Below are 22933 nucleotides of genomic sequence, written 5' to 3'. Positions count from 1 at the left end.
CAATAATTAACGAGTTAAACGACGGGCACGAATTTTACGCCCTTTAATATTACCTTCCGTTAATTTTCGTAGCGCGGGCTTTGAGCTATTACGTTCGACAGCCACAAAAGCCACATTATCAAGCACATTAATTTTACCGACTTGACGTCCGGCAACACCATCTTTACCGGTTAATGCACCTAAAATATCACCTGCGCGTACCTTTTGCTTTTTACCTGAATCGATCATTAGTGTCACCATTTGTGGTTTGTATGGTGGCTTTTCAAGTAGGCTAAACGGCGGTAATTGTTCTGGTAAAAAATCACATTCATAATGGTCACCAATTTGTGCCACTTTGAATTGTTCTGCATCGCCATAAATAGAGCATGCAATGCCTTTTTTACCAGCACGACCAGTTCGACCAATACGGTGTACGTGGGTTTGTGGGTCATGGGCAAGGTGGTAGTTAATCACCATATCCATATCATCGATGTCTAAACCGCGAGCGGCTACATCAGTGGCCACTAAAATCGAGGCGCTTTTATTAGCAAAGTGGATCAAGGTGCGCTCACGATCTCGCTGCTCTAAATCACCATGCAATGACACGGCACTGAAGCCTTCATCAGCTAAATCATCACACACCTGTTGAGTTTCGACCTTGGTATTACAAAACACCACACAACTTTCTGGTTGAAACTTCAGCAGCAACAATTTTAATGTATTAAAACGTTGTTTGTTATTATCCATTTTATAAAAGTACTGTTTAATAGTACTTTTTTCTTGCTCTTCTTCAACCTTCACCATAACAGGATTGCTTAATACACGCTTGGCAATCGCTTCTATTGCGCGCGGAAAAGTGGCGCTAAATAATAAAGTTTGACGCTGTTTTGGTATACGCTCAATAATTGCATCCAAAGTGTCTTGAAAGCCCATATCAAGCATTTGATCGGCTTCATCAAGTACTAGCGTGTCTACATCATCTAAACGTAGCGTACCTTTGCGAATATGATCATCTACACGCCCAGGTGTGCCAACAATAATATGTGCACCATGCTCTAGTGAACCAATTTGTGGACCAATCGACACGCCACCACATAGAGTTAATATTTTTATATTGTGAATACCACGCGCTAATTTACGCATTTCCACAGCTACTTGCTCAGCCAACTCACGGGTTGGACAAAGCACTAAAGACTGTATACGAAAACGCTTAACATTAAGCTTGGCCAACACACCTAAACTAAATGCGGCAGTTTTACCTGAGCCAGTTTTAGCTTGTGCAATGATGTCTTTACCTTCAAGCACTGGCGGCAGGCTTTGCGCCTGTACAGCGGTCATTTGGGTGTAACCTAAAGTCGATAAGTTATCAACCAAACCTGATGGTAAAGCGAGTGATGAAAAAGCTGTAGCGGTCAAAGTAATTTCCAGTGCAATAAGTAAACATGAAAAGCCGCTGCAGATGCCCGACTTAGTTATGCTGCATAATAGCAGAATATACAAATTGCTACCATTAAGCTGACCATATTCTCAATAAACATTCACCATAACATCGCCACCGATAGGCATTTATCTCATCTACTTTTGTTGCTCAGTATTAAATGCTTTAATAACTCTCACTTGAAAATATAACCAGGTCAATAATGAAAAAAATCATCACCGGATTACTGCTCGCCGGCAGCTTTTTAGCCAATGCCGCCGAGCCTGAATTTACCGCAAAGCAACTTCAGCAAGTCACCGAACTAAGAACTAATGCCAGTAACAGCGAGTTAAGCTATCAATTGCTTGAATCGCTTACTACTGAAATAGGACCTCGCTTACCTGGCACAGAAAACGATAAAAAAGCCGTTGCGTGGGCCCAAGCTAAATTTAAAGAGCTTGGTTTTGATAAAGTATGGCTAGAAGAAGCAACCTTTCCTGAATGGCGCCGTTTTAGTGAAAGTGGCAAAATTTTAACGCCAAGCGAGCAACCTTTGCACCTAACAGCGTTAGGCCACAGCGTTAGCACACCGAAAGATGGCATTACCGCTGAAGTTGTATTATTTGAAACGCTTGATGAACTTATCGCAGCACCAGCAAACAGCTTAAAAGGTAAAATAGCTTATATAAATTACCATATGAACCGTCATATTGATGGCAATGGTTATGGTCCTGCTGTTCGTGCTCGCTCAACAGGTTCAGTTGAGGCTGCAAAAAAAGGCGCGATTGGTTATATGATGCGTTCTGTTAGCACCGCACACCACCGCTTTGCTCATACCGGTGGCAGTCACTATCAAGAAGGTGTTACGAAAATCCCTAATGTGACCATTGCTAACCCTGATGCAGATCAGCTAGCTCGCTTAGTTGCACTAGGTAAAAATGTTACCGTAAATATCAATGTGCAAACTGAAGATCGCGGCCAAGGTACTGGCTATAACGTGATTGGTCAGTTCAATGGCACACAAAACCCTGAACAGTACGTACTGATTGGCGGTCATTTAGATTCTTGGGATTTAGGCACTGGCGCACTTGATGATGGTGCAGGCGTTGCGTTAACCATGGCTGCAGCCAAACATATTAGTGAAATAAAACGTCCTAAACGCAGTATTCGTGTAGTGTTATTTGCCGCTGAAGAGCTAGGATTATGGGGCGCTAAAGCTTATTTTAAAAAGCATGCAAATGAACTTGATAAAATTGTTGCCGCCGCTGAATCTGACTTTGGTGCTGATGTAGTGTATGGCTTTGAATCGAATGTATCTGCAGCCTCGTTGCCAGTAGTGCGTGCAATAGCCAAGCAACTTGCGCCGCTAAATGTTGAATACATAGGTAAAAATAGCGCTAATGGTGGGCCTGATTTAATTCCATTTAAAAATGCCACCAGCGCGCCAATTTTTGAGCTGCACCAAGACGGTACTGATTACTTTGACTACCATCACACTGCTGATGATACGCTTGATAAGATCGATCCGGCTAAACTTAAGCAAAATACCGCAGCATATGCTGTATTTGCGTTTATGGCAGCTGATGCTAAAACTACAATTAAAGCAAAGCCTGTAGCGAGTAAATAAGCTAACCAAACATACTTTATTACAATTTTTTACTTTGCATCTAACCCTCCTTGTTTTAATTTAACGTAAAACAAGGAAGGGGAAAAAAGGCCATATGCTACTATTCAATACCAGCGATTCATTGTCGTTTTTCAGCCAAACAAAAACCTGCCCATACTGTCATCACGATGACTATCGACTACAAAACCACAGCCGCTTTTTGCGTTTTTCAATTGTCCCTATGCTGCCATTAGCATGGCATTACCAATACCAGTGTAGCCATTGTCAGCACAATGTGCAGCTTTCAATTATGCAACTGCCATGGTTAGAAAAGCTTTCTTTGATCAAATATTTTATAGGCTCGATATTACTTATCTGGTTATCAATTTACTTCTATACACAACATCTTGATGAGCTAAAAGCCAAGCAAGCAATACTCAGCCAGCCACAAGCATTCGATACTTACTTGGTACATGCTGATAAGTTTTCTAACGAACCATTGCGCCCTGAAAACCTAAAAGTAGCCCAAGTACTCGAGTTTGATGACCAAAATATCACCTTTCAAATCAGCAATTATCGCTATAAACGCGACAGCGGCATTACTATGGCTATGCGTACCAGCTTATTGATACAAAAAGGTTATTTCTCATCAAAAACAATAATTTTACCGCGCAGCGAAGTACAGCGTTTATATGATGAAGGCGCTATTTATGATGTACTACGCCCTTATGCATATAGCTTATATGGTGGTTTTGTGATGTTCCCACCACGCCCTAAACCGCTATATGAAGGGTTGAAGCTTAATAAAAATAATCAGCAAGGCATCATCTATTACAAAGATGGGTTATTTCCTGAAGCGTTCGAAAGCTTTTTACTCGCCAGCAAAGAAGGCTCACAATGGGGTCAGCTTAATACTGCGCAAATGTATCGTGATGGTGAGGGGGTAGAAAAAGATATCAGCCAAGCTATTTATTGGTATCAACAAGCTGCCAGGCAAAATAACCACAAAGCCAAAGTACAACTCAAAGAGCTGTGCCTTGAGTATTCCTGTTAATATAGCCAAACTACCCACAACAAGTGGATATAAATATGGCAAGCTTTTAGCTTGCCATTTAACACGTAAATACGACTGTTACATTGTTAAGTGTTTGTCTAAAAAGGTCAGCACTTTTTGATAATAACGAGTGCGATGTTCTTGCTTATAAAAACCATGCCCTTCATCTTCAAGCAGTTCATATATATAAGGATGTTTAGCTTTTTTAAGAGCCGCAATCAGTGATTCGGCTTGCTCAATCGGTGCACGCTGATCTTCACCACCATGCACTATCAGCACTGGAGCCTTTAACTTATCAATATTATAGCTAGGTGAAAAAGCCTTTAGTTGCGCTTCATCTGTACCCAATACATTCTGTAAATAACGTTGGCCACTATCGCGCTCCGCAACATCCCCTTCTTTAAACATTAAGGGCAAATCATAAACGCCAACAACGCCAATCGCACATTTAAACATATCAGGTTCTAAAATCGCACTTTGTAACGCTGAGTATCCACCAAAGCTCGCGCCCATAATGCAGATATTGTTTTTATTAACTGTACCCTGCTCAACTAAATACTTCACACCATCTATAATATCAAATTGAATTTCAGCTCCCCATTTTCGATGCCCAGCATGCTCAAAGTTACGGCCAAAACCACCTGAACCTCTAAAATTAACTTTTAGTACGGCCAAACCACGGCTTGCAAGCAACTGTGCATCAGGGTCGAATCCCCACCAATCGCGCGGGCCATGTGGACCACCATGTGGCATAACCACTAAAGGTAAGTTTTTTTCTATGGTGTTATTCGGTACTGTTAAGTAGCCATAAATAGTTAAACCATCTCGACTGGTATAACTTACAGGCTTGGTCTGCGCCATTTGTTCTGCATCAATCCAACTGCGGGATGCAAACAAAAATCGTAAGTTATTACTTTTGGCATCGAATAAATAATATTGTCCAGGGTTACGATCATTAGAGGCATAAATAATATTAGTGTCGCCATCTTCAGTACTACTAACGAGTTGCACTTGTTCACCAGGTAAAGCGGAGATTAATGATTTTAAACGCATGCTTTTATCTGATTGCCCATCGACAAAAGCATAAGTTGGATAACCTAGTTCGGTTTCAATCGCAAATAGCTCTTTTGATGCTTCATCGACCCATATTTGCTTTGGTGAGACTTTCTCTTCCTTATGAATTAAATCAATTGCTCTGGTTTTTAGATTCAATTTATATAAGCCTTGAGCTTCACCACTTATTGATGCTGTGATATAGACAGCATCACCACTACTATCAAAAGCGTGCAACTCAACATCACTGTAAGTCAAACCAGCTAAATTAAGCGCTTGCCAATCTCCACCTGACTTTTCACGGATATGTATTGTAGGCTTAATGTAATCATCACTGGAAACAGCCACTCTGACATTTCCTTCATGGTCAGTCAAAAAGTTGGCCATACGTGACGGGGAGCGCGTAACTTTACGACGCTTCCCTGAAAAGATATCAACCTCATAAACAACCGTGTGCGGTTCACTACTTGATGTCCACGGGTAAGTCACTATAAGCATTTTATCTTCATCGTGGATTAAAGGATCCAGCAAATAAGAGGTGCCATAAAGTGGTGTGGCCTTTTTGATACGAGAGCCAGTTTGCATTTCGCCAAGATAGCCAACTAAGTACTTAGCTTTTGAGCCATCAGCATTCACGCCATATAATTCCCCATAATATTCAGGGTGATCTTGCCAGCCGCGTAAGTATTCTTTTGCAACTACAACCCGATCATCACTTACCCAATGATAAGCACCAACTTGGGCATTGCTCTCAAAATTAATAGCGTGGTGAATTGTAAATTTTTTAGCATCTAAAATAACTAGCACCTTTTTACCTTCAGGTTGCATAATTACTGCAAGGTAGCTCCCATTAGGAGAGATTTTAACTTGGCTATATTCACTGCTGCGGCTGAAGTCATCGACTGCTGGAGCTGATTGATTTGCATCACTCATGAAGCTGACAACACACAAAGCAATAACAACAATAAACTGCATTATTTTACCCATACAACATCCTTTTATATTTATATTTATATTTATATTTTTTGCAATTGTACCCAGTAAGATTTTAAATAGATATCCATCCAAATACTTAAGTAAAGAACGAAGAGTACTTATTTACTTTGATTAAGTTACATTATAACATTGCCGATACATTATAACAAAACACCGGAATGTTAATGATTTTACCTAACTTTAAAACTAGCCTGATCGCATCTATGGTCACCGTACTGTGTGCTTGTAACAGTGAAATTGATGATCTTGCAGATAAAAATGCTGGGCTGGCAGATAACCATGATCATATCGGAATCACCTCAACAGGGCGTTTAGCCATTAGTCATGCTGATACTGCAAACGTATCAATTTTCGATACTGATAATGACACGCTACTTGAAATGTTTAATACTGCAAATATTGTTAGCGGCTTATATGCAAGTCCTAACAATCGTTTTGCGGTACTTATACAACGCGCGGATAACTATGTAGAATTTATTGATGGTGGTTTATACCAAGAAGATCATGATGATCACCTGCATGATTACGAACAACTACCTTCCTTTTCAGGTTTTACATTAACAAATGATAAGCCAACTCATTTTGATATAAGCGAACAGCAAGCGGCACTGTTTTTTGATGGCAATATAGATGCGGGGATCCCAGCAAGCTTTGCTATTTTAACTGATACATCAATTGAAGATGGCGAAATACTTGCAGCACATAGCTTTAACAATGCCATGCATGGTACAGCGCAAATTCGCGGTGAATCGGTAATAACAACTTATCGCAGCGAAGATATAACTAGCGTGCTGCCAAATTATGTTGAACAACTGCATATTCATGGTGATCACTTTCATCAAGAACAGCGGTTTGCAGTGGATTGCCCTGCACTACATGGCAGTGCGCAAAATCACCAGCATATCGCTTTTGGCTGTAGCGATGGTGTATTAGTTATAACTGAAAAAGGTGGTGTGTTTAACGCAGCCAAAGTAGCTAATCTCAACAGCTTTGCTGAAGGTACGCGTATTGGCACAATTAAAGCGAGTGAACACAGCGAACTATTTTTAGGTATTGCACAAAGTAAGCTTTTTTACACCATCGACCCAGCATCAGCTGAAATGACACAGCTTGCATGGCAACAAAATACTGAAAATACCGTATTAGCAAGTGCACTGGATAGGATTACCGGCGAGTTTTATGTACTTGAAAGTGATGGTTTCTTGTCAGTGCTACATGCTGAAGATGATTGGCAAGTCAGCGCACGCTTTAAAGTACTCGAAAACCCAGCTGGTAACTATGCACTCGCGGCCTCAGCGGCCGACGATACTTTATATATCAGTGATGCAAACAACCAAACAGTATTAAGTATCGACACCCATGAGCAAACGACTAAAACTATTCTTAACCTTGATTTTATCCCTAATCAAATTACCTGGTTAGGTATAGCTGCTGAATCAAAACATGAACACTAATTAATTCAAGCAAATAACTTTCATAGCATTCCCTTGCTAATTCATTGCCAGCAAATTTACTTTGCTGGCTTTTTTGCTTTCATGCTGACAATTCCATGATGAACTAACACAGCAATCGCACCGGCTAATACACCTAATAAACCATCGAACAGTAAAGGCGCAATAATCTCTCCCAGCGTACCTAAGTTTGCCAGTGCAAACTCAGCAACAGCGGTTTGCCAATGATGCAACACACTAATACCATGCACTAAAATTCCTCCACCCACTAAAAACATCGCTACCGTACCTGCAAATGCTAAAAACGCCATTAAACGTGGTGCTGCGGCTAATAAACCTTTACCTAATAATGCTTTAAAACGGTTTCCTGTTTGCTGTGCTTGGTTAAGCAAATACAAACCAGCATCATCGAGTTTTACAATCCCTGCCACTAACCCATAAACGCCTATGGTCATGATCACCGCAATAACACTTAAGACTAGCGCTTGATTTAGTAAACTTGCACCCGCCACGGTGCCTAGAGTGATAACTATTATTTCTGCCGATAAAATAAAGTCGGTTCGAATAGCCCCTTTTACTTTTTGTTTTTCGTACTCAACTAAATCTAAATTTTCGACAGCATCTACATCATCATTTTTCGTAGCTGGTAATAACTTTTCAACTAACTTTTCTGCACCTTCAAAACACAAAAATAATCCACCAACCATCAATAAAGGTGTAATAAGCCAAGGCACCCAGACACTTATTAATAACGCTGCAGGAACTAAAATAGCTTTATTTAAAAATGAGCCTTTCGCTACCGCCCACACGACCGGTAGCTCACGATCGGCAGTGACTCCTGTCACTTGTTGCGCGTTTAAGGCTAAATCATCCCCTAATACACCCGCAGTTTTCTTCGTGGCGACTTTACTCATAGTGGCAATATCATCTAATAAAGTGGTGATATCGTCCAATAATGTCAATAGGTTAGTACCTGCCATCTCATTTCCTTTGCAGTTAAAAAATTTATAATAATCAACATAGCCTAAACAAGTATTTTCACCAAAGGTTAATTTTCGTTTGCTATGCTAGTTGCTCAACACATTTAGCCAAGGTACTTGTTAATGTATAAAACCCTATTAATTGCACTCGGTGTTATTAGCCTCAGTGCATGCACAGAACAATTAAATAGTCAGTCTTTCTCCTGCGATAGCCAGCTAAGCGCCGTTATTACCAGTAATGATGAAGAAAGTGCCACGCTAAATTACAATCAAGTAAATCATTCGCTGACCAAACAAATCAGCGCCTCGGGCGTAAAATATACCAATGAAGATGTGCTGTTTTGGACCAAAGGGAATGAAGCAATGTTGATAATTGATGGCAACAAATATCATTGTAATTTAGAGTAATACAATCGCTCGCCAAACTTATAATTTATAAAAATACTGCTACACTCATAAATAATTAAGTATTTACGGGTTCACTATGCGCGCTATTGCTATTAAAACGAAACTAATTTTTGCCTTTGCCACAATTGGTTTTTTAATGCTCGCCAGCAGTAGTTTTTTTTACTGGTCATTAGGACAAATTAATCACGCCACTTCGGATATAGAAACTTTAGCTGTACCGGTACAACAGCAAAGTCATGCCTTGCGGTTATCGCTGTTATCAATCACCAAATTTAATGCCGTTGCATACAGCCAAACAAGTAAAGCCAGTTTGCAACAGCAGCAACAGAGAACTCATGAAGAACAAGCTTTATTTAAAACCAAGCTAGAAGAATTAAGCTCTCAGCTGCACGACCAACCGCAAATGCTGCAATTACTATCGAAAATAACACAACGCTATCAGCAATTTAGTACCACTAGTGCAACAATGTTTAACACCAAACAACAAGGCCTAACAGCAGCAACTCAGGTTACCTCATTAGCAAATGATTACGCTAATAATCTTGCTGACTTGAGTAGTGGCTTACTTGATTTAGAACTAATCGAAGTAACACCGGAGCAACAATCGTTATTAGCCGCTATTGTTGGTACCGCGACCCGCATTGACGACTTACTATTCACCTTAGGCAATAATGTTAAGAGCATCAACCACATTAGCTCCCTACAAACACTCACAGAGCACCAACAAGATACCGCTTTTTTATTAGACAATATCCAATCTAATTTTACATACCTACAACAGCAAGCGAGTGAGTTAAAAAATCAAACAAATTTCAGCAACCTAAAAGACCTTCTCAGCTTAATTAATCAACAGTTGGCAACACTGTACCAGCAACAAAGTACTCTTTTGACCAGTAAAGTTGCGACCGAGCAAGCCTTTGCTGTATTCCAGCAACAGTTTCAACTTACCGAGCAGCTCATTATTGAGTTAAATCATTTAGCCGATAAACGCTTTGATACCTTGCAGGCGGATGCTCAGTCGGTGATCACTACAGGTTCGCGACTCGCGATTATTATAAGTTTAGTGCTTATTTCGTTTGCAGCCTTGATCTGCTTTTTAACCACCAAAGCAATGTTAAAACCACTCAATGCTGTAAATAAAGCACTATCACGTATCGCTTCTGGGGATTTATCGAAACGTACAAAGCCCCATAATGATGATGAATTTGGTGTACTTTTAAACAATATCAATCAATTAAGCGATGATCTAAGTACATTACTAAGTGCGATAAGTGATAACGCCCACACCTTAGATCAATCAGCAATTCAAACCAGTGCACAAGGCCAACATATGACCGAAGCAGCACAGCAGCAATTAGATCGTATTGCAGAGGCCGACTCGGTGGCGCATAGCATGCATAGTAATTCCCAAGCGGTCTGTGAACGAGCTGATAACACCTCTAATGAAGTTGCTAACGCTTCGCAGTTTGCCAATGATGTAAATCAGATTGCTGATCGTAACAGCCAGCGTATTGCAGCGTTACTGACTCGGCTTGATCAAGCTGTACAAAGTACTAATGAGCTAACCCAACACACACAATTAATTGGCGCAATCGTGGATACAATTAGCAGTATTGCTGAACAAACTAATTTACTTGCGCTAAACGCTGCTATTGAAGCTGCCCGTGCAGGAGAAAATGGCCGAGGCTTTGCTGTTGTGGCAGATGAAGTTCGCTCTTTAGCTGCACGAACGCAAAACTCGACTAGCGAAATACATACAATGATCCAAACACTGCAACATCAGGCCAATACTGCTCATCATGAAATTAACGATGGGCAACAACAAGCAAAAGAATGTGTAGCAAATAGTAGTGAATTAAACCAAGCGGTGGATAAAATAAAAAGTACTTTAGTGACAATTAACCAAATGAGTATGCAAATTGCTAGTTCATCACATCACCAGCTTGATAACAGCAATGAGATAAAACAGATTATGGCGCAAGTAACGGTGCAAGCACAAACGAATGCCGAACATGCAAAGTCACTCGCCAATCAAAGTGAAGACGTTAACCAACTCGCTCACTCATTAACCAGCGCAGTAGAAAGATTTAAGTTCTAACTCTGAATATAAAACCCATCTGCAGCTATTGTGATAATGATAAATACACGCCACAGAAATAACGTTGCAGTGGCGTGTAGCAACTTATTTATTATTTTGCTCCGCGATAAACTCCCTAATGTATTTATCAAATAGTGCCGCAGGCAGTGGTTTGCTGTATAAAAAACCTTGAATATAATCACAATTTAGAGCGTTTAAAAAAGCCAGCTGTGCAAAGGTTTCAACTCCTTCGGCAACAACTTTGAGCTGTAGGTTACTAGCCATTGAAATTATTGCACTAACCATCGCACAATCTTCAAGATCATCCGGTAAGTCTTTTATAAACTCCCGATCTATTTTTAACTTACTCAGCGGAAAACGCTTTAAATAACTCAACGATGAGTAACCGGTGCCAAAGTCATCAATTGCTAAACCCACGCCGGTTGCCCGTAATGCTTGCAACTGCTGCAAAATATTTGAGCTATTATCAGCAAGTAGCGTTTCTGTAATTTCAAGGGTTAAACACTGAGCTGATAACTGCGTTTCCTGTAGAACACTTTTAACTAACGCTTCAATATCTTGGCGAATAAATTGCACGCTAGACATATTTACCGTAACAAAAAACTGATCACCGAAACTGCTACACCACTTAGCAGCTTCGCGGCATGCTTCTCTGAGTACCCACTCACCAATTGGAATGATTAATCCTAACTCTTCACATACAGGAATGAATTGTGCCGGCGACACATCGCCAAGCTCCGCACTATGCCATCGCAATAAAGCTTCACAACCGACCGTTTTTTTATCGTGGCTAATAATTGGCTGAAAATAAACGGTAAACTCGTTATTACTAAGCGCTTTATGAAGAGCATTTTCGAGCCTACTGCGAGCAGTCGCTTGTTCATGCAAGCCACTGGTAAAGAACTCAAAGCAGTTTCGCCCTTGCGCTTTAGCTTTGTACATAGCGCTATCAGCATTACGTAGTAATATTTTTCGATCGCTGCCATCGTCGGGGAAAATAGTGATCCCCATACTGCCGGATACAAATACATCTTGCTCACCAATTTTAAATGAAGAACTAAGCGCCAGCAGAGCTTTTGTAGCTAGTCGCTCAATATCTGCTAACTTATTGATCCCTGGCAGTAATAGCGCAAACTCATCGCCACCTAAACGGGCAACTACGTCAGAGCTGCGCATACATGCTTTAAGCCTTTTGGCAGCCTCAAGTAATAGTAAATCACCACTATTATGCCCTAAGGTATCGTTAACGCTTTTAAACCGATCTAAATCAATAAAACAAATTGCCAAACGCTTATTATCAGCTGTCGCACGGATCATTTCTTGATCTAGCTTGCTATTATAATGATAGCGATTTGCCAAACCCGTTAAGGTATCAAAATTAGTTTGTAGCCACATTTCCTGTTCATTTTCTTTGCGTAAAGAAATGTCGTTAAATAAGGCAACATAAACTTCAATGTCTTTTTCCTCGTCAAATACTACCGAAATATTGACCCAGCTCGGGTAAATACTACCATCTTTGCGGCGGTTCCATATTTCACCTTCCCAGTGCCCAGCCTCATTTAAACGTCGATATAACACTTTAAAAAACGATGGTTTATGATGGCCCGAATTTAATATTGCAGGTGATTTACCAAGCACATCTTGTTCTTGATAACCGGTGATCTGTGTGAAGGCTTTATTTACAGCTTGAATTTCATTATCACGATTAGAAACTAAAATACCTTCATTAGTTGTTGAAAATACCGTGCTCGCGAGTCGTTGTTGTTGACGTGCTTTTAATTTTAAAGTGATATCACGAATTAAATGTATTTCACCAATTTTGCTATTTTTTTCGTCGATAACTGCGGTTACTCGTGCCTCTCCCCAAAATACCTCTTTAGCTCCGTGAAATTGACACTCACTATCAACCCCAACTACTCCTTTCGAACACTCAGTAAATGAGTAAATATTTTTATCTTCCAGTGGCTCGCCTGCCGTCAACTTTTGCACAGCCGCAGTATTAGCTGTAATGACCCTATGTTCGACATCCGTGTAAACGAGCAGATCATCAATACTATTGAAAATCGCTTTTAGCGTCGCACTGTCTTTTTGCGCCGATTTTTTAGCTCGGCGTAATCGCAAAGCTAACATGGTTAAAGTCGCTAACAGTATTAGTAGTACAGAAATAGATATTAGCGCTAACAGCAATTGATCGGTGCGTTTTTGTTCTATTTCATTAGTTTGAATGGCAACCAATTGTTCAAGATTTTCTTGATAATGCCAAAGCGCTTTTTCAAGGTTACGTTGAGATGAAATATCATGTATGACAGAAAATAAAAAATCTTTATTTTCAATTGTAAATGGGGCTGAATAAACGCTAACGGTACGTGTTTCACCGCTCGCTAATCGGTGTTTGAAAACAAAATAGTTTTGCCCTTTACTCAGAGCAGCTTGGCGTTCCTGTGCAACTTGTTGCTCAGTAAATATATTAATTTGCTGGATACGCATTGTTTGCAATTGCGCAATACTGTAACCATAAAATGCTGCCGCTGCTTTATTAGCAAATTTAATTTCACCCGTTTGCGGTTCTACCACTAACATCACGGCACTGTGCTCATTAAAAAGCGGCACATTGAGCGCCGAATTTAATGATTGCTTAGCACTTACTTGATCTACAAAGGTAATTACACAGCAAAGAAGAACAGCCTTGATAAATGTTTTTACGATAAGCCCACCCATTAATCAAAAACTCATTTCAAACATTTGTCCTAAACTATAGCTTACTCACCTTATAATGTAACAAAAATGATCGCTTAAATGCGCTCTAAAAACACCTCATTAATTCGCTTAACGTCTTTATTTAAGTATAATGCCAACAGTCTTTTAAGCTTTAAAGCGGCCCACAATGAAATACAAAGATCTACGTGATTTTATCGATTTATTAGAAAAAAAAGGTGAACTGAAGCGTATTCACCAAGAAGTTGATCCTTATCTTGAAATGACCGAAATTGCCGACCGCACACTACGTGCTAAGGGACCCGCTTTATTGTTTGAAAACCCTAAAGGTTATGATATCCCCGTACTAGCTAACTTATTTGGTACACCAGAGCGTGTTGCCATGGGAATGGGTAAAGAACACGTTAGCGAACTACGGGAAGTCGGTAAGTTGCTGGCATTTTTAAAAGAGCCAGAGCCACCAAAAGGCATTAGAGAAGCATTTAGCCAAATTCCAGTGTTTAAGCAAGTATTAAATATGCCTGCCAAAGAAGTTAAAAAAGCGCCTTGTCAGCAAGTTATTCTAGAAGGCGATGATGTTGATTTAACTAAGCTGCCAATTCAACACTGCTGGCCTGGTGATGTGGCTCCATTAATCACTTGGGGTTTAACCGTCACCAAAGGACCTTTCAAAAAACGCCAAAACTTAGGTATTTACCGCCAACAATTACTCGGTAAAAATAAAATCATTATGCGCTGGTTATCACACCGTGGCGGTGCTCTCGATTTTCAAGAATGGTGTAAAGAAAACCCAGGCCAACCTTATCCGGTATCGGTAGCATTGGGTGCTGATCCTGCGACAATCCTAGGTGCCGTCACGCCAGTGCCAGATACCTTGAGTGAATACGCCTTTGCCGGCTTGCTACGTGGTAGCAAAACAGAAGTAGTTAAGTCGATCTCCAATGATTTACAAGTTCCTGCCAGTGCTGAAATAGTTCTTGAAGGCTATATAATGCCGGGCGAAATGGCACCTGAAGGCCCTTATGGCGATCACACGGGTTATTACAATGAGGTTGATAACTTCCCTGTTATGACCGTGACCCACATGACACATCGTAAAGATCCTATTTATCACAGCACTTTTACTGGTCGTCCACCAGATGAGCCGGCAATTTTAGGGGTCGCACTCAATGAAGTCTTCGTACCTATTTTACAAAAGCAATTTCCTGAGATAGTCGATTTTTATCTACCGCCAGAAGGCTGTTCATATCGTATGGCGATAGTGACAATGAAAAAACAATATCCAGGTCATGCCAAGCGCGTGATGATGGGGGTATGGTCGTTCTTGCGTCAGTTTATGTACACAAAGTTTGTCATTGTCTGTGATGATGACGTTAACGCACGTGATTGGAATGACGTGATCTGGGCGATTACTACACGTATGGATCCCGCCCGCGACACTACTCTAATTGAAAACACTCCGATTGATTATTTAGACTTTGCATCACCGGTTTCAGGTCTTGGTTCAAAAATGGGTATGGATGCCACTAATAAATGGCCCGGCGAAACCACTCGTGAGTGGGGCGAACCCATTGTGATGGATCAAGCGACTAAAGATCGCGTCGATGAAATCTGGCAAAGCTTAGATATTCTTTAACAGCTCTTTTAGAGGCTATAAACTCACTATGCGGATATGTTATTATTGTTCAAATAAAGTGCGTATCCGCTAATTTAAGGTAAAACATGCAAACATTACACGCTGAAGTTGTCGCTATCAGCCCACTCACTGAATTTGTTCACAAAGTAATTTTAAAACCTGTTGAAAGCGTCACCTTTGAAGCTGGCCAATATTTGCAAGTAGTGCTTGGCGAAAAAGACAAGCGCGCGTTTTCAATTGCCAGCCGCCCTTCACAGTCTGATGAGCTAGAACTCCATATTGGCGCATCTGCAGTTGATTCATATGCAATGCAAACTTTAGAGCATCTTCGCCAAGCCCATGCTGAGAAAACTCAGGTGTTGATTGAAGCCGGCTTAGGCATTTCACAGTTGCGTCTCCAATGCGAACGCCCAATTATTTTACTCGCTGGCGGCACTGGGTTTTCATACGCAAAATCTATGGCTGATCATTTAAGTGAAATCGGTTGTGAGCGTCCGGTATTGTTCTATTGGGGTGTGCGTGAAGAGTCAGCCTTGTATGCGCATACTGAAATGCAAACATGGGCCGATAGCCGTGAAAACTTTACCTTTATACCAGTAGTTGAAAACCCAACAGCTAGCTGGACAGGCCACACAGGCTACGTACATAAAGCGGTGATGAACGATATCGTATCGCTTGCCCCATATGATATTTACATGGCAGGGCGTTTTGACATGATAGGTATTGTCCGCGATGATTTCCTAGCACATGGTGCAATTCGCGAAAACATGTTCGCCGATGCATTTGCATTTATAAAATAGTATAACCAGAGTAACCAGTTTAATTTTTATCCGTAAGCTGGTTACTGACACTCCCTGACAGCCCGCTATGATTTACTTAGCTCTTCTTAAACAAGGAGAACTATGATGACCACAAATTTAATCGAAGTTGTAAATTTCAAACTAAAGACTGATACAAACTTAGCGCAGTTCCACATCGCTAATAATGATTTTCAGCGTTATATTGATAACCAATCAGGCGTACTTTACCGCTCCCTTGCTAAACAAGCCGATACCCAGCAATATAGTAGTATCATTTATTTTGCTACGGTTGCTGATGCCCAAAAACTGCGTGATACATTTTTTGATAATGCTATTTGCCAACAGTACACTTCTCTCATTGCAAAAGAATCGATAAAGCAGGATCGTTTTGAAGTGCTTAGCCAAACAGCTTGCCAACAAAGCTAACACTGTACTTTTGAAAACAAGGATAACCAATGCACAAATCAGAGCGGCTATTTCAATTAGTAAACATACTTAAGAGTCGCCGCTTTGCGATCACTGCAAACGAACTTGCCAATAAATTACAGGTATCTCAGCGAACAATTTATCGCGATATTAAGCACTTACAGAGCTCGGGCGTGCCCGTTGAAGGTGAGGCAGGCACTGGCTATTTAATTACCGATTACGATCTACCACCGATGATGTTTACTCTTGAGGAGCTACAAGCACTGTTGTTAGGTAGTAAAATGGTGAGCGCTTGGACTGATCCACAGTTAGCGGCGAATGCCCAAGCTGCAATGACTAAAATTAATGCAGTGTTGCCTAACAGGTTAAAGCAACGCGTTGCAGAGCTGCCGTATTTAGTCTCTGCATTTCATCACGATAAAAGCCACCAAACGACCACTTTGATACTTCGTAAAGCCATCACTAATAAAACCTGCATTGAATTTCATTATCTGGATGTAAACCAACGACCAACTCAGCGTATTGTCGACCCTTTAGGACTGGTATATTGGGGAGCAAAGTGGACTCTTATCGCTTATTGTCAGTTGCGCAGTGACTACCGAGAGTTTCGCTTAGATCGTATTCAAAGCATTATTCCACTCGCCAAGGCATTTGATACTAATTCACAAAAAAGCTTAGCGCATTATATGGAGTTAGTGAAAGCCAAATACCAAACTCACTCTGATGGTCTGGCTCATAATTAAATTTAGCTGTGATTGTTGTTACCTATCAGCGCAATCAACATAAACAATTTCACAAACGGCCAATCCTTAACCATACTTTGAATAACTCATTAATTGGGAGAGACCCAAATGTTAAACACCAAAGTAAAAGATTTTATGCAGCGCAAGTTACCGCATATAACCCCTGAAACCGAGATGACCACAGCAATTGCAGAACTACAAAAATTCAAACTACTGGGAGCGCCAGTGTTTGATGATAATAAATGTTTAGTGGGCTTTATTTCTGAGCAAGAACTGCTAAAACCGTTAATGCAAAATAGTTATTTTTGTGACGGTGTGGTTAAGGTTTCACAACTGATGCAAACCGAGGTTGTAACCGTCAACGGCGACACCAACATAATGGAACTTGCCGAGCAAATGAAAACCGGTAAACCTAAAAATTACCCCGTTGTTGAAGGCACCAAAGTAATTGGCATGATTGGACGCAGTGATGTACTCAAAGCACTTTTTGATAACTACCTGAGCTGCCAGCAATAATGTGTTTTTCAAGCAATGCCTGACGCTAAGCGAACAAGGCATTGCCATTTGTTTAATGTGCGTTAATTAAGCTAGGGGTGCTCCGTAATATTTATAACCGCCGCATCTTTGGCTTTTATTAATACTGCGCAGTTTTTATCTGATGGTGCTAACGTCACTTTAACAACGTCACTCAACGTCAAATCGTTTACTCTATTTGCGCATCTTAGCGCTATTTCACCAATCTGCTCAGCATTCATTAAAATTGTAAAATTGAGTTTTAGAGGCTGATATACCCAACTTTGCCCTTTAAGCATTGTTTGTTGTAACTTAAACTCTTTATCACTTGATAGACTCTCATTTATAGGCTGCTGTAAAAAATCCATGCTTTGTTCGCTAATTTCAACATTCTCTAATTGAGTCATTGCCTTAATAGCTTGCCCAGCATTAAAAAACTGATTTTTATATAAGTGCCAACGATATAAATTTTGTAGTGTTTTAGAGGCAAGTGATGGTGGTAAGTCTGTATGAAGATAGCCTGCTCTTTCGATACTTTGACCGTAGTTATCCCACTCTTTTTGCGCGTAATAATAGCGACCTTGAATCCAATAAAGTAAAGCCTGCTCTTGTAAGTTTTTGGCATTATCTGATGACATATCGGTCAATAATTTTTCGACTTCAGCGAACCGCTGCTGAGAAAGCAGCTCACTTGCTTGCTCGTAACGAGTATAAAAACCGGGCGTAACAGCGTATCTACCAATACCAATCCCTTCCTTAGTCAAGCGAAGTAACAGCGTTTGCCCAGACGCAATACTGCCTTGCCCATCTGTTGCTGGCGAAAACTCAAGCTTTTCAAAGTATTTTTTTGTACGTGCAGTAAAATATTCTTTATCAGAAATATCGATAATATCAATATCACTCACTTTACCATCGATATCAATTACATAACTTACGTAAGCCCAGCCTTCTAAACGAGTGGCGCTTTGAGTTTTATTTAGCGTATTGTGATTATTAATAAGTTTCGCAGGTATGAATGATTCAGCCTTTACAAAATAACTATTTGCTAAAATCGAAAGAGTAAAAAATATCGTGAAAAATTTCATAGTCAGGTCCTTTAAGGGAATTACATCCTTACTTTATTTAGAAGCGCCATTCTTCTAGTGCAATAAATGTTTTTCTTTCCTGTTGATATTGCAAAAATGCGCTAGATAGCGCATTTCAATCATAAAACTTAAATTAATAAGTAGACGAGGCTTTTAGATCTCGTAAGGCTTGTTTTTCTGCATCGCTTAAATATGCAATCTCAAGCGCATTAACTTGCGCCTTTTCCATATCAACCTGAGTCAGTCCTGCAGCAGGTCCTGCAACCATGTATTCATGTTCAATTTCGATGCCTTCCACTGCGGGATCATCGGTATTAATACACGCTAAAATACCATGATCTAAAAAGCGCTTCAGTGGATGCACATCTAAACTGGCTACTGTGCTGGTTTGCACGTTACTAGTTAGGCACGATTCAATACCTATGCGTTTATCACGTAGGTAATCCATTAGCTTGGCATCTTCAATAGCTTTGACACCATGGCCAATACGCTCAGCACCTAGCTCATTGATTGCTTGCCAAATACTGGCAGCTCCCAGAGCTTCACCGGCGTGAATCGTTGCGCTAAGGTAAGCATCACGTACTTGCTTAAAGTGATCGACAAATAACTCGCCCGGAAAGCCAATTTCATCACCAGCTAAGTCCACTGCAACTAAATCATTTTTAAACGCGAGTAAGGCATCTAACTCTTGCTGGCAAACTTTAGTGCCATAAGTACGTGATAATATACCAACCAGATTAGCTTTAACCGTGCTACTTTGAGTCGCACTTTTAATACCATCAACTACAGCTTCAACCACACCTTGTGGATGTAAGCCTTGGCTTTGTGCCATGTAGTAAGGGCTAAAACGCAGCTCTACATAATCAAGACCTTGTGCTTGCGCATCTTCAATATTTTCGATGGCAATACGCCGACACGCATCGTAATCACCCAATACCGTGACGCCCCAGTCAAGCTTTTGTAAAAAGGCCATTAAGTTAGGCTCAGGATCGATAACTTGCACATGCGGTATTAAGTCTGCAACATTATCAGCAGGCAGCTTAATATTGAACTGACGACCTAAATCAAGAATAGTTTGCGCGCGGACATTGCCATCTAAATGGCGATGGATATCTAGCAAAGGGAGTTTTTTATTGATCATAATTAGCACTCAGTTCAGTTAATTTGCGCGGATCATACGCACTTAAATCGGTAATTCAAGTTTAGATGATTTTGTTTGTATTATTGAGGTCATTTGTCAGCCCCGCTCGATAAAAGTACTAAAAATTAATCAGTACTCTGTTGTAGGTAATGCCATATGGTTTTAAATAGCTTTTCGGCATCGATTGGTTTTGTTAAATAGCCATCCATACCAGCTGCGAGAGCTTTTTTAACATCATCATCATGAGCATTTGCTGACAGAGCAATAATAGGAAGCTGATGTATAAATAGCTCATCACGAATCACTTTAGTGGCTTGCAAACCATCCATATTAGGCATTTGAATATCCATAAGCACTAAATCATAACGGGTTTCAGAGACCTTCTCAATGGCTTCAAAACCGTCACTGGCAACATCAGCAATACACCCTTTGGTTTTTAATATAGCGGTAGCAACATGTTGGTTTAGCGGATTATCTTCCACCAATAGGATCTTAAATTCAGCAAGCGATAAAGTACTCGTGTCAATCTCAGCAAAGAGAGGCTCTAATTGCTCGGCTTTAGTGAGAGGCGAGATACGTGGTAAGGTAAAAGTGAAAGTTGAACCTTGTCCTTCCTCACTTACTAAACTAATATTTCCTCCCATCAATTCAACCAACTTTTTGCAAATACTTAACCCCAAACCTGTACCGCCGAACTGTCGCGAGGTAGAGCTATCGGCTTGTGCAAATGGTTGAAAAAGTTGCTGTTGAGCTACTTGGCTAATACCAATACCAGTATCACTGACACTAAAGTAAGTGACGTCTTGCTGCTGCCATACTTTGAGTGTGATTGTGCCTGTAGCGGTAAACTTAATCGCATTATTTAATAAATTTAGCAAGACCTGCTTTAAACGTATTGGGTCGCTATCTAGCTGTAGATCTGCGCTGTTATCTAGTTCTAATATTAATTTCAGCGACTTAATATCAACGTCGAATTGCACCAAATTAACTAATTCATCAATAAGCTGATTTAGCTCGATAGGCTCTTGTATTAAATCGAGTTTGCCTGCTTCCATTTTAGAGAAATCGAGTACATCATTTAATACTCGCAGCAACACACTCAGCGCACCATCAGCTTGTTCAATATAATGGCGGGCTTGTTGCCAATCTTGCTGCTGCAACGCTAAATAATGCAGACCTTTAATGCCATTGATAGGAGTACGTACTTCATGACTCATATTCGCTAAAAACTGGCTTTTGATTTGACTTGCTTCATCTGCTTTTTGTTTTTCTTGACGCAACACTCGTGTTTGTTGAGCAACTTGCTCGCGCACCTGAATATTGGTGCCGGTCACTGAGATTAAAAAAGTGATCAGTAACCAAACAAATAACATCCCTAATATTTGTGCAAACCAGTACATTATCCATGACGTTTGTGTTGTTGGCTCAAATAGCTGAACTTGCCAAACTCGCTGCCCAATAACTAACTGGTATTCACTCAGCAGTTTGCTATCGTTGCGAGATGCGCGGTAGATTAGTTGTCGCTGCTGCGCATCAGTCACATCGTAGAAGTGCATACTTACTTGACTACGATGATTAAACTGCAAAGTATCAGCCAAGCGCGCTAAGTTAATAACGCCAACCACAAAGCCCCTAAAATCACCTTGAATATCTAAGTCACCAAAAACCGGAAAGAAAAACAATACCCCAGTATCATCATTGTTGCTTTGTACAAGCTTCATCGGTTCGCTAATAATCAACTCATTCAATGCTTTTGATATCATCATCACATTACGGATTTGCGCATTTGAGGCTAAATCAAAACCTACTACCTCTTCATTACCCAACATCGGATGTACATACTGTACAGGGTAATAACTGTCCCGTTTCGTCACACTCTGCCATTGTTGCTCGGGTGATTGCTCTTTTATATAAAATTCATTAAAGCCTTCTAGACGAATTTGTTGTTGGTATTGAGCAACCGTTGATAACGGTACATTTGGCACCCATTCTAGGGCAAGTACTACATTGCTGTAATTAAGTTGAGTTGTAGTAAAACGCTTAAATTCAGCGTAACTGACTTCATCACTACTGGCAAAAAAAGTAGAAAGCAGAACTAAATGCGCCGATACCTCATCTAATTTATGATTTATTTCCAACCGCACTTCAGCTACTTTTGCTTCTTGCTTTTGAATATCTTTGTCTTTTTTCACACTTGCCGCAGCATAAAAGCTAATACTTATAACGACATAAATAAGGATTGAAGGTAAAATTACTTGTAAGCGATGACGCATCTGCTCGTAATTAAAAGCCGCCAATATTAACGGTGTAAAAATTAACACCCCAATACTGTCGCCAATCCACCACGCCACAAAGTTATCAAAAGCGGTATGTACCGGTATTATATTATTGGACACCAATAAGCTAGTGCCTATCGCTGCAGCAATCACACAGCAAGCAGGCCCTGCAATGATCAAGCTTTGTACACTGTGTTTTAAAGAGGATAAGTCTAGCGGAGCTTTAATTATTTTAACGATGCAATAGCAGCCTACCCAGGCCTGCAAAACGGCTGCAAAAGAGACAGCTAAAGCTTGTAAGAAAACCTGCCAATGCAGAATATCAGCAACACGATCGAGATGAATCATATTGGTGAGTAAAGCACCGAGCAAAACCCCAACTAAGGCGCGTCGCCCGCACAATAAAAACCCTGCAAGGGCAATGCCTGATGGTGGCCACGAAGCCACTGCATAACCATCAATAGCGAGCAGCGAATTACTGAAAAACCCAGTAATAAAATAAGCAAAAGTTAAACCAAACGTCAGAGTAAATATATTTTGCAATGCTCTGGCGCTC

17 protein-coding genes are annotated in these 22933 nt (G+C 40.5%); 10 read left to right on the top strand and 7 right to left on the bottom strand.

What is annotated here, in order from left to right; genetic code table 11:
• Positions 1-6: 6 nt before the first annotated feature.
• Complete coding sequence (gene dbpA, locus H5183_RS17405) at positions 7-1395, bottom strand: ATP-dependent RNA helicase DbpA (RefSeq protein ID WP_145239907.1); 1389 nt, start codon at positions 1393-1395, stop codon at positions 7-9.
• Positions 1396-1619: 224 nt separating this feature from the next.
• Between dbpA and H5183_RS17400 the strand changes: the two genes are divergently transcribed.
• Together H5183_RS17400 and H5183_RS17395 are read left to right on the top strand one after the other, a co-directional pair.
• Positions 1620-3023 (top strand): M20/M25/M40 family metallo-hydrolase, encoded by a 1404-nt coding sequence (locus H5183_RS17400; protein ID WP_149982165.1) that lies wholly within the window; start codon positions 1620-1622, stop codon positions 3021-3023.
• Between the two features lie 94 nt (positions 3024-3117).
• Positions 3118-4056 (top strand): tetratricopeptide repeat protein, encoded by a 939-nt coding sequence (locus tag H5183_RS17395; protein ID WP_182732303.1) that lies wholly within the window; start codon positions 3118-3120, stop codon positions 4054-4056.
• Between the two features lie 78 nt (positions 4057-4134).
• Here the strand turns inward: H5183_RS17395 and H5183_RS17390 are convergent, their stop codons facing one another.
• Complete coding sequence (locus H5183_RS17390; protein WP_259397382.1) at positions 4135-6096, bottom strand: S9 family peptidase; 1962 nt, start codon at positions 6094-6096, stop codon at positions 4135-4137.
• Positions 6097-6269: 173 nt separating this feature from the next.
• Between H5183_RS17390 and H5183_RS17385 the strand changes: the two genes are divergently transcribed.
• A complete protein-coding gene (locus H5183_RS17385; protein WP_145239913.1) occupies positions 6270-7559 on the top strand; it encodes a hypothetical protein in 1290 nt (429 codons plus the stop codon).
• 56 nt (positions 7560-7615) lie between these two features.
• Here H5183_RS17385 and H5183_RS17380 read toward each other — a convergent pair whose 3' ends face one another.
• Positions 7616-8536, bottom strand: coding sequence for a DUF808 domain-containing protein (locus tag H5183_RS17380; RefSeq protein ID WP_182732302.1), 921 nt, complete (start codon positions 8534-8536; stop codon positions 7616-7618).
• Between the two features lie 123 nt (positions 8537-8659).
• Between H5183_RS17380 and H5183_RS17375 the strand changes: the two genes are divergently transcribed.
• Both H5183_RS17375 and H5183_RS17370 read left to right on the top strand, forming a co-directional pair.
• Complete coding sequence (locus tag H5183_RS17375) at positions 8660-8944, top strand: MliC family protein (RefSeq protein WP_149982170.1); 285 nt, start codon at positions 8660-8662, stop codon at positions 8942-8944.
• A 76-nt stretch (positions 8945-9020) separates the two neighbouring features.
• Positions 9021-11042: a methyl-accepting chemotaxis protein gene (locus H5183_RS17370; protein ID WP_182732301.1), complete on the top strand. Its 2022-nt coding sequence runs from the start codon at positions 9021-9023 to the stop codon at positions 11040-11042.
• Positions 11043-11126: 84 nt separating this feature from the next.
• Here H5183_RS17370 and H5183_RS17365 read toward each other — a convergent pair whose 3' ends face one another.
• Complete coding sequence (locus tag H5183_RS17365; RefSeq protein WP_182732300.1) at positions 11127-13760, bottom strand: EAL domain-containing protein; 2634 nt, start codon at positions 13758-13760, stop codon at positions 11127-11129.
• A 166-nt stretch (positions 13761-13926) separates the two neighbouring features.
• Here H5183_RS17365 and ubiD point away from each other — a divergent pair, with 166 nt between their 5' ends.
• The 5 genes from ubiD (at position 13927) to H5183_RS17340 (ending at position 17878) form a co-directional block, all read left to right on the top strand.
• A complete protein-coding gene (ubiD, locus tag H5183_RS17360; RefSeq protein ID WP_145239922.1) occupies positions 13927-15393 on the top strand; it encodes a 4-hydroxy-3-polyprenylbenzoate decarboxylase in 1467 nt (488 codons plus the stop codon).
• 86 nt (positions 15394-15479) lie between these two features.
• Positions 15480-16193 carry an NAD(P)H-flavin reductase gene (gene fre, locus H5183_RS17355; protein ID WP_145239924.1) on the top strand — a complete coding sequence of 238 codons (714 nt, stop codon included), beginning with the start codon at positions 15480-15482 and terminating at the stop codon, positions 16191-16193.
• Between the two features lie 102 nt (positions 16194-16295).
• A complete protein-coding gene (locus tag H5183_RS17350; protein ID WP_257325242.1) occupies positions 16296-16619 on the top strand; it encodes a hypothetical protein in 324 nt (107 codons plus the stop codon).
• Positions 16620-16648: 29 nt separating this feature from the next.
• Complete coding sequence (locus tag H5183_RS17345; RefSeq protein WP_182732299.1) at positions 16649-17362, top strand: YafY family protein; 714 nt, start codon at positions 16649-16651, stop codon at positions 17360-17362.
• Between the two features lie 108 nt (positions 17363-17470).
• Complete coding sequence (locus H5183_RS17340) at positions 17471-17878, top strand: CBS domain-containing protein (protein ID WP_145239928.1); 408 nt, start codon at positions 17471-17473, stop codon at positions 17876-17878.
• A 71-nt stretch (positions 17879-17949) separates the two neighbouring features.
• Here H5183_RS17340 and H5183_RS17335 read toward each other — a convergent pair whose 3' ends face one another.
• The 3 genes from H5183_RS17335 to H5183_RS17325 all read right to left on the bottom strand — a co-directional run bounded on the left by H5183_RS17335 (position 17950) and on the right by H5183_RS17325 (position 22920).
• On the bottom strand, positions 17950-18960 hold the full coding sequence (locus tag H5183_RS17335; RefSeq protein WP_182732298.1) for an energy transducer TonB: 1011 nt from the start codon (positions 18958-18960) through the stop codon (positions 17950-17952).
• Between the two features lie 133 nt (positions 18961-19093).
• Positions 19094-20101 carry an adenosine deaminase gene (gene add / locus H5183_RS17330; protein ID WP_182732297.1) on the bottom strand — a complete coding sequence of 336 codons (1008 nt, stop codon included), beginning with the start codon at positions 20099-20101 and terminating at the stop codon, positions 19094-19096.
• Positions 20102-20226: 125 nt separating this feature from the next.
• Positions 20227-22920 carry a CHASE domain-containing protein gene (locus H5183_RS17325; protein WP_182732296.1) on the bottom strand — a complete coding sequence of 898 codons (2694 nt, stop codon included), beginning with the start codon at positions 22918-22920 and terminating at the stop codon, positions 20227-20229.
• Between the last annotated feature and the right edge of the window lie 13 nt (positions 22921-22933).

Origin of the sequence: Pseudoalteromonas sp. SR44-8 (assembly GCF_014163635.1) — a bacterium.
In the GTDB taxonomy this organism is placed as follows: Bacteria; Pseudomonadota; Gammaproteobacteria; order Enterobacterales; family Alteromonadaceae; genus Pseudoalteromonas; species Pseudoalteromonas rhizosphaerae.
Note: the sequence above shows the minus strand (reverse complement) of the source record. Positions and strands in the feature narration are given on the sequence as shown.

What these genes read in the sequence shown, in the direction of transcription:
- H5183_RS17400 (WP_149982165.1), top strand. Translation starts at nt 1,620, where the DNA reads ATGAAAAAAATCATCACCGGATTACTGCTCGCCGGCAGCTTTTTAGCC.
- ubiD (WP_145239922.1), top strand. Translation starts at nt 13,927, where the DNA reads ATGAAATACAAAGATCTACGTGATTTTATCGATTTATTAGAAAAAAAA.
- H5183_RS17370 (WP_182732301.1), top strand. Translation starts at nt 9,021, where the DNA reads ATGCGCGCTATTGCTATTAAAACGAAACTAATTTTTGCCTTTGCCACA.
- H5183_RS17380 (WP_182732302.1), bottom strand. Translation starts at nt 8,536, where the DNA reads ATGGCAGGTACTAACCTATTGACATTATTGGACGATATCACCACTTTA.
- H5183_RS17350 (WP_257325242.1), top strand. Translation starts at nt 16,296, where the DNA reads ATGATGACCACAAATTTAATCGAAGTTGTAAATTTCAAACTAAAGACT.
- H5183_RS17340 (WP_145239928.1), top strand. Translation starts at nt 17,471, where the DNA reads ATGTTAAACACCAAAGTAAAAGATTTTATGCAGCGCAAGTTACCGCAT.
- fre (WP_145239924.1), top strand. Translation starts at nt 15,480, where the DNA reads ATGCAAACATTACACGCTGAAGTTGTCGCTATCAGCCCACTCACTGAA.
- H5183_RS17345 (WP_182732299.1), top strand. Translation starts at nt 16,649, where the DNA reads ATGCACAAATCAGAGCGGCTATTTCAATTAGTAAACATACTTAAGAGT.
- H5183_RS17385 (WP_145239913.1), top strand. Translation starts at nt 6,270, where the DNA reads ATGATTTTACCTAACTTTAAAACTAGCCTGATCGCATCTATGGTCACC.
- H5183_RS17365 (WP_182732300.1), bottom strand. Translation starts at nt 13,760, where the DNA reads ATGGGTGGGCTTATCGTAAAAACATTTATCAAGGCTGTTCTTCTTTGC.
- add (WP_182732297.1), bottom strand. Translation starts at nt 20,101, where the DNA reads ATGATCAATAAAAAACTCCCTTTGCTAGATATCCATCGCCATTTAGAT.
- H5183_RS17375 (WP_149982170.1), top strand. Translation starts at nt 8,660, where the DNA reads ATGTATAAAACCCTATTAATTGCACTCGGTGTTATTAGCCTCAGTGCA.
- H5183_RS17390 (WP_259397382.1), bottom strand. Translation starts at nt 6,096, where the DNA reads ATGGGTAAAATAATGCAGTTTATTGTTGTTATTGCTTTGTGTGTTGTC.
- H5183_RS17395 (WP_182732303.1), top strand. Translation starts at nt 3,118, where the DNA reads ATGCTACTATTCAATACCAGCGATTCATTGTCGTTTTTCAGCCAAACA.
- H5183_RS17335 (WP_182732298.1), bottom strand. Translation starts at nt 18,960, where the DNA reads ATGAAATTTTTCACGATATTTTTTACTCTTTCGATTTTAGCAAATAGT.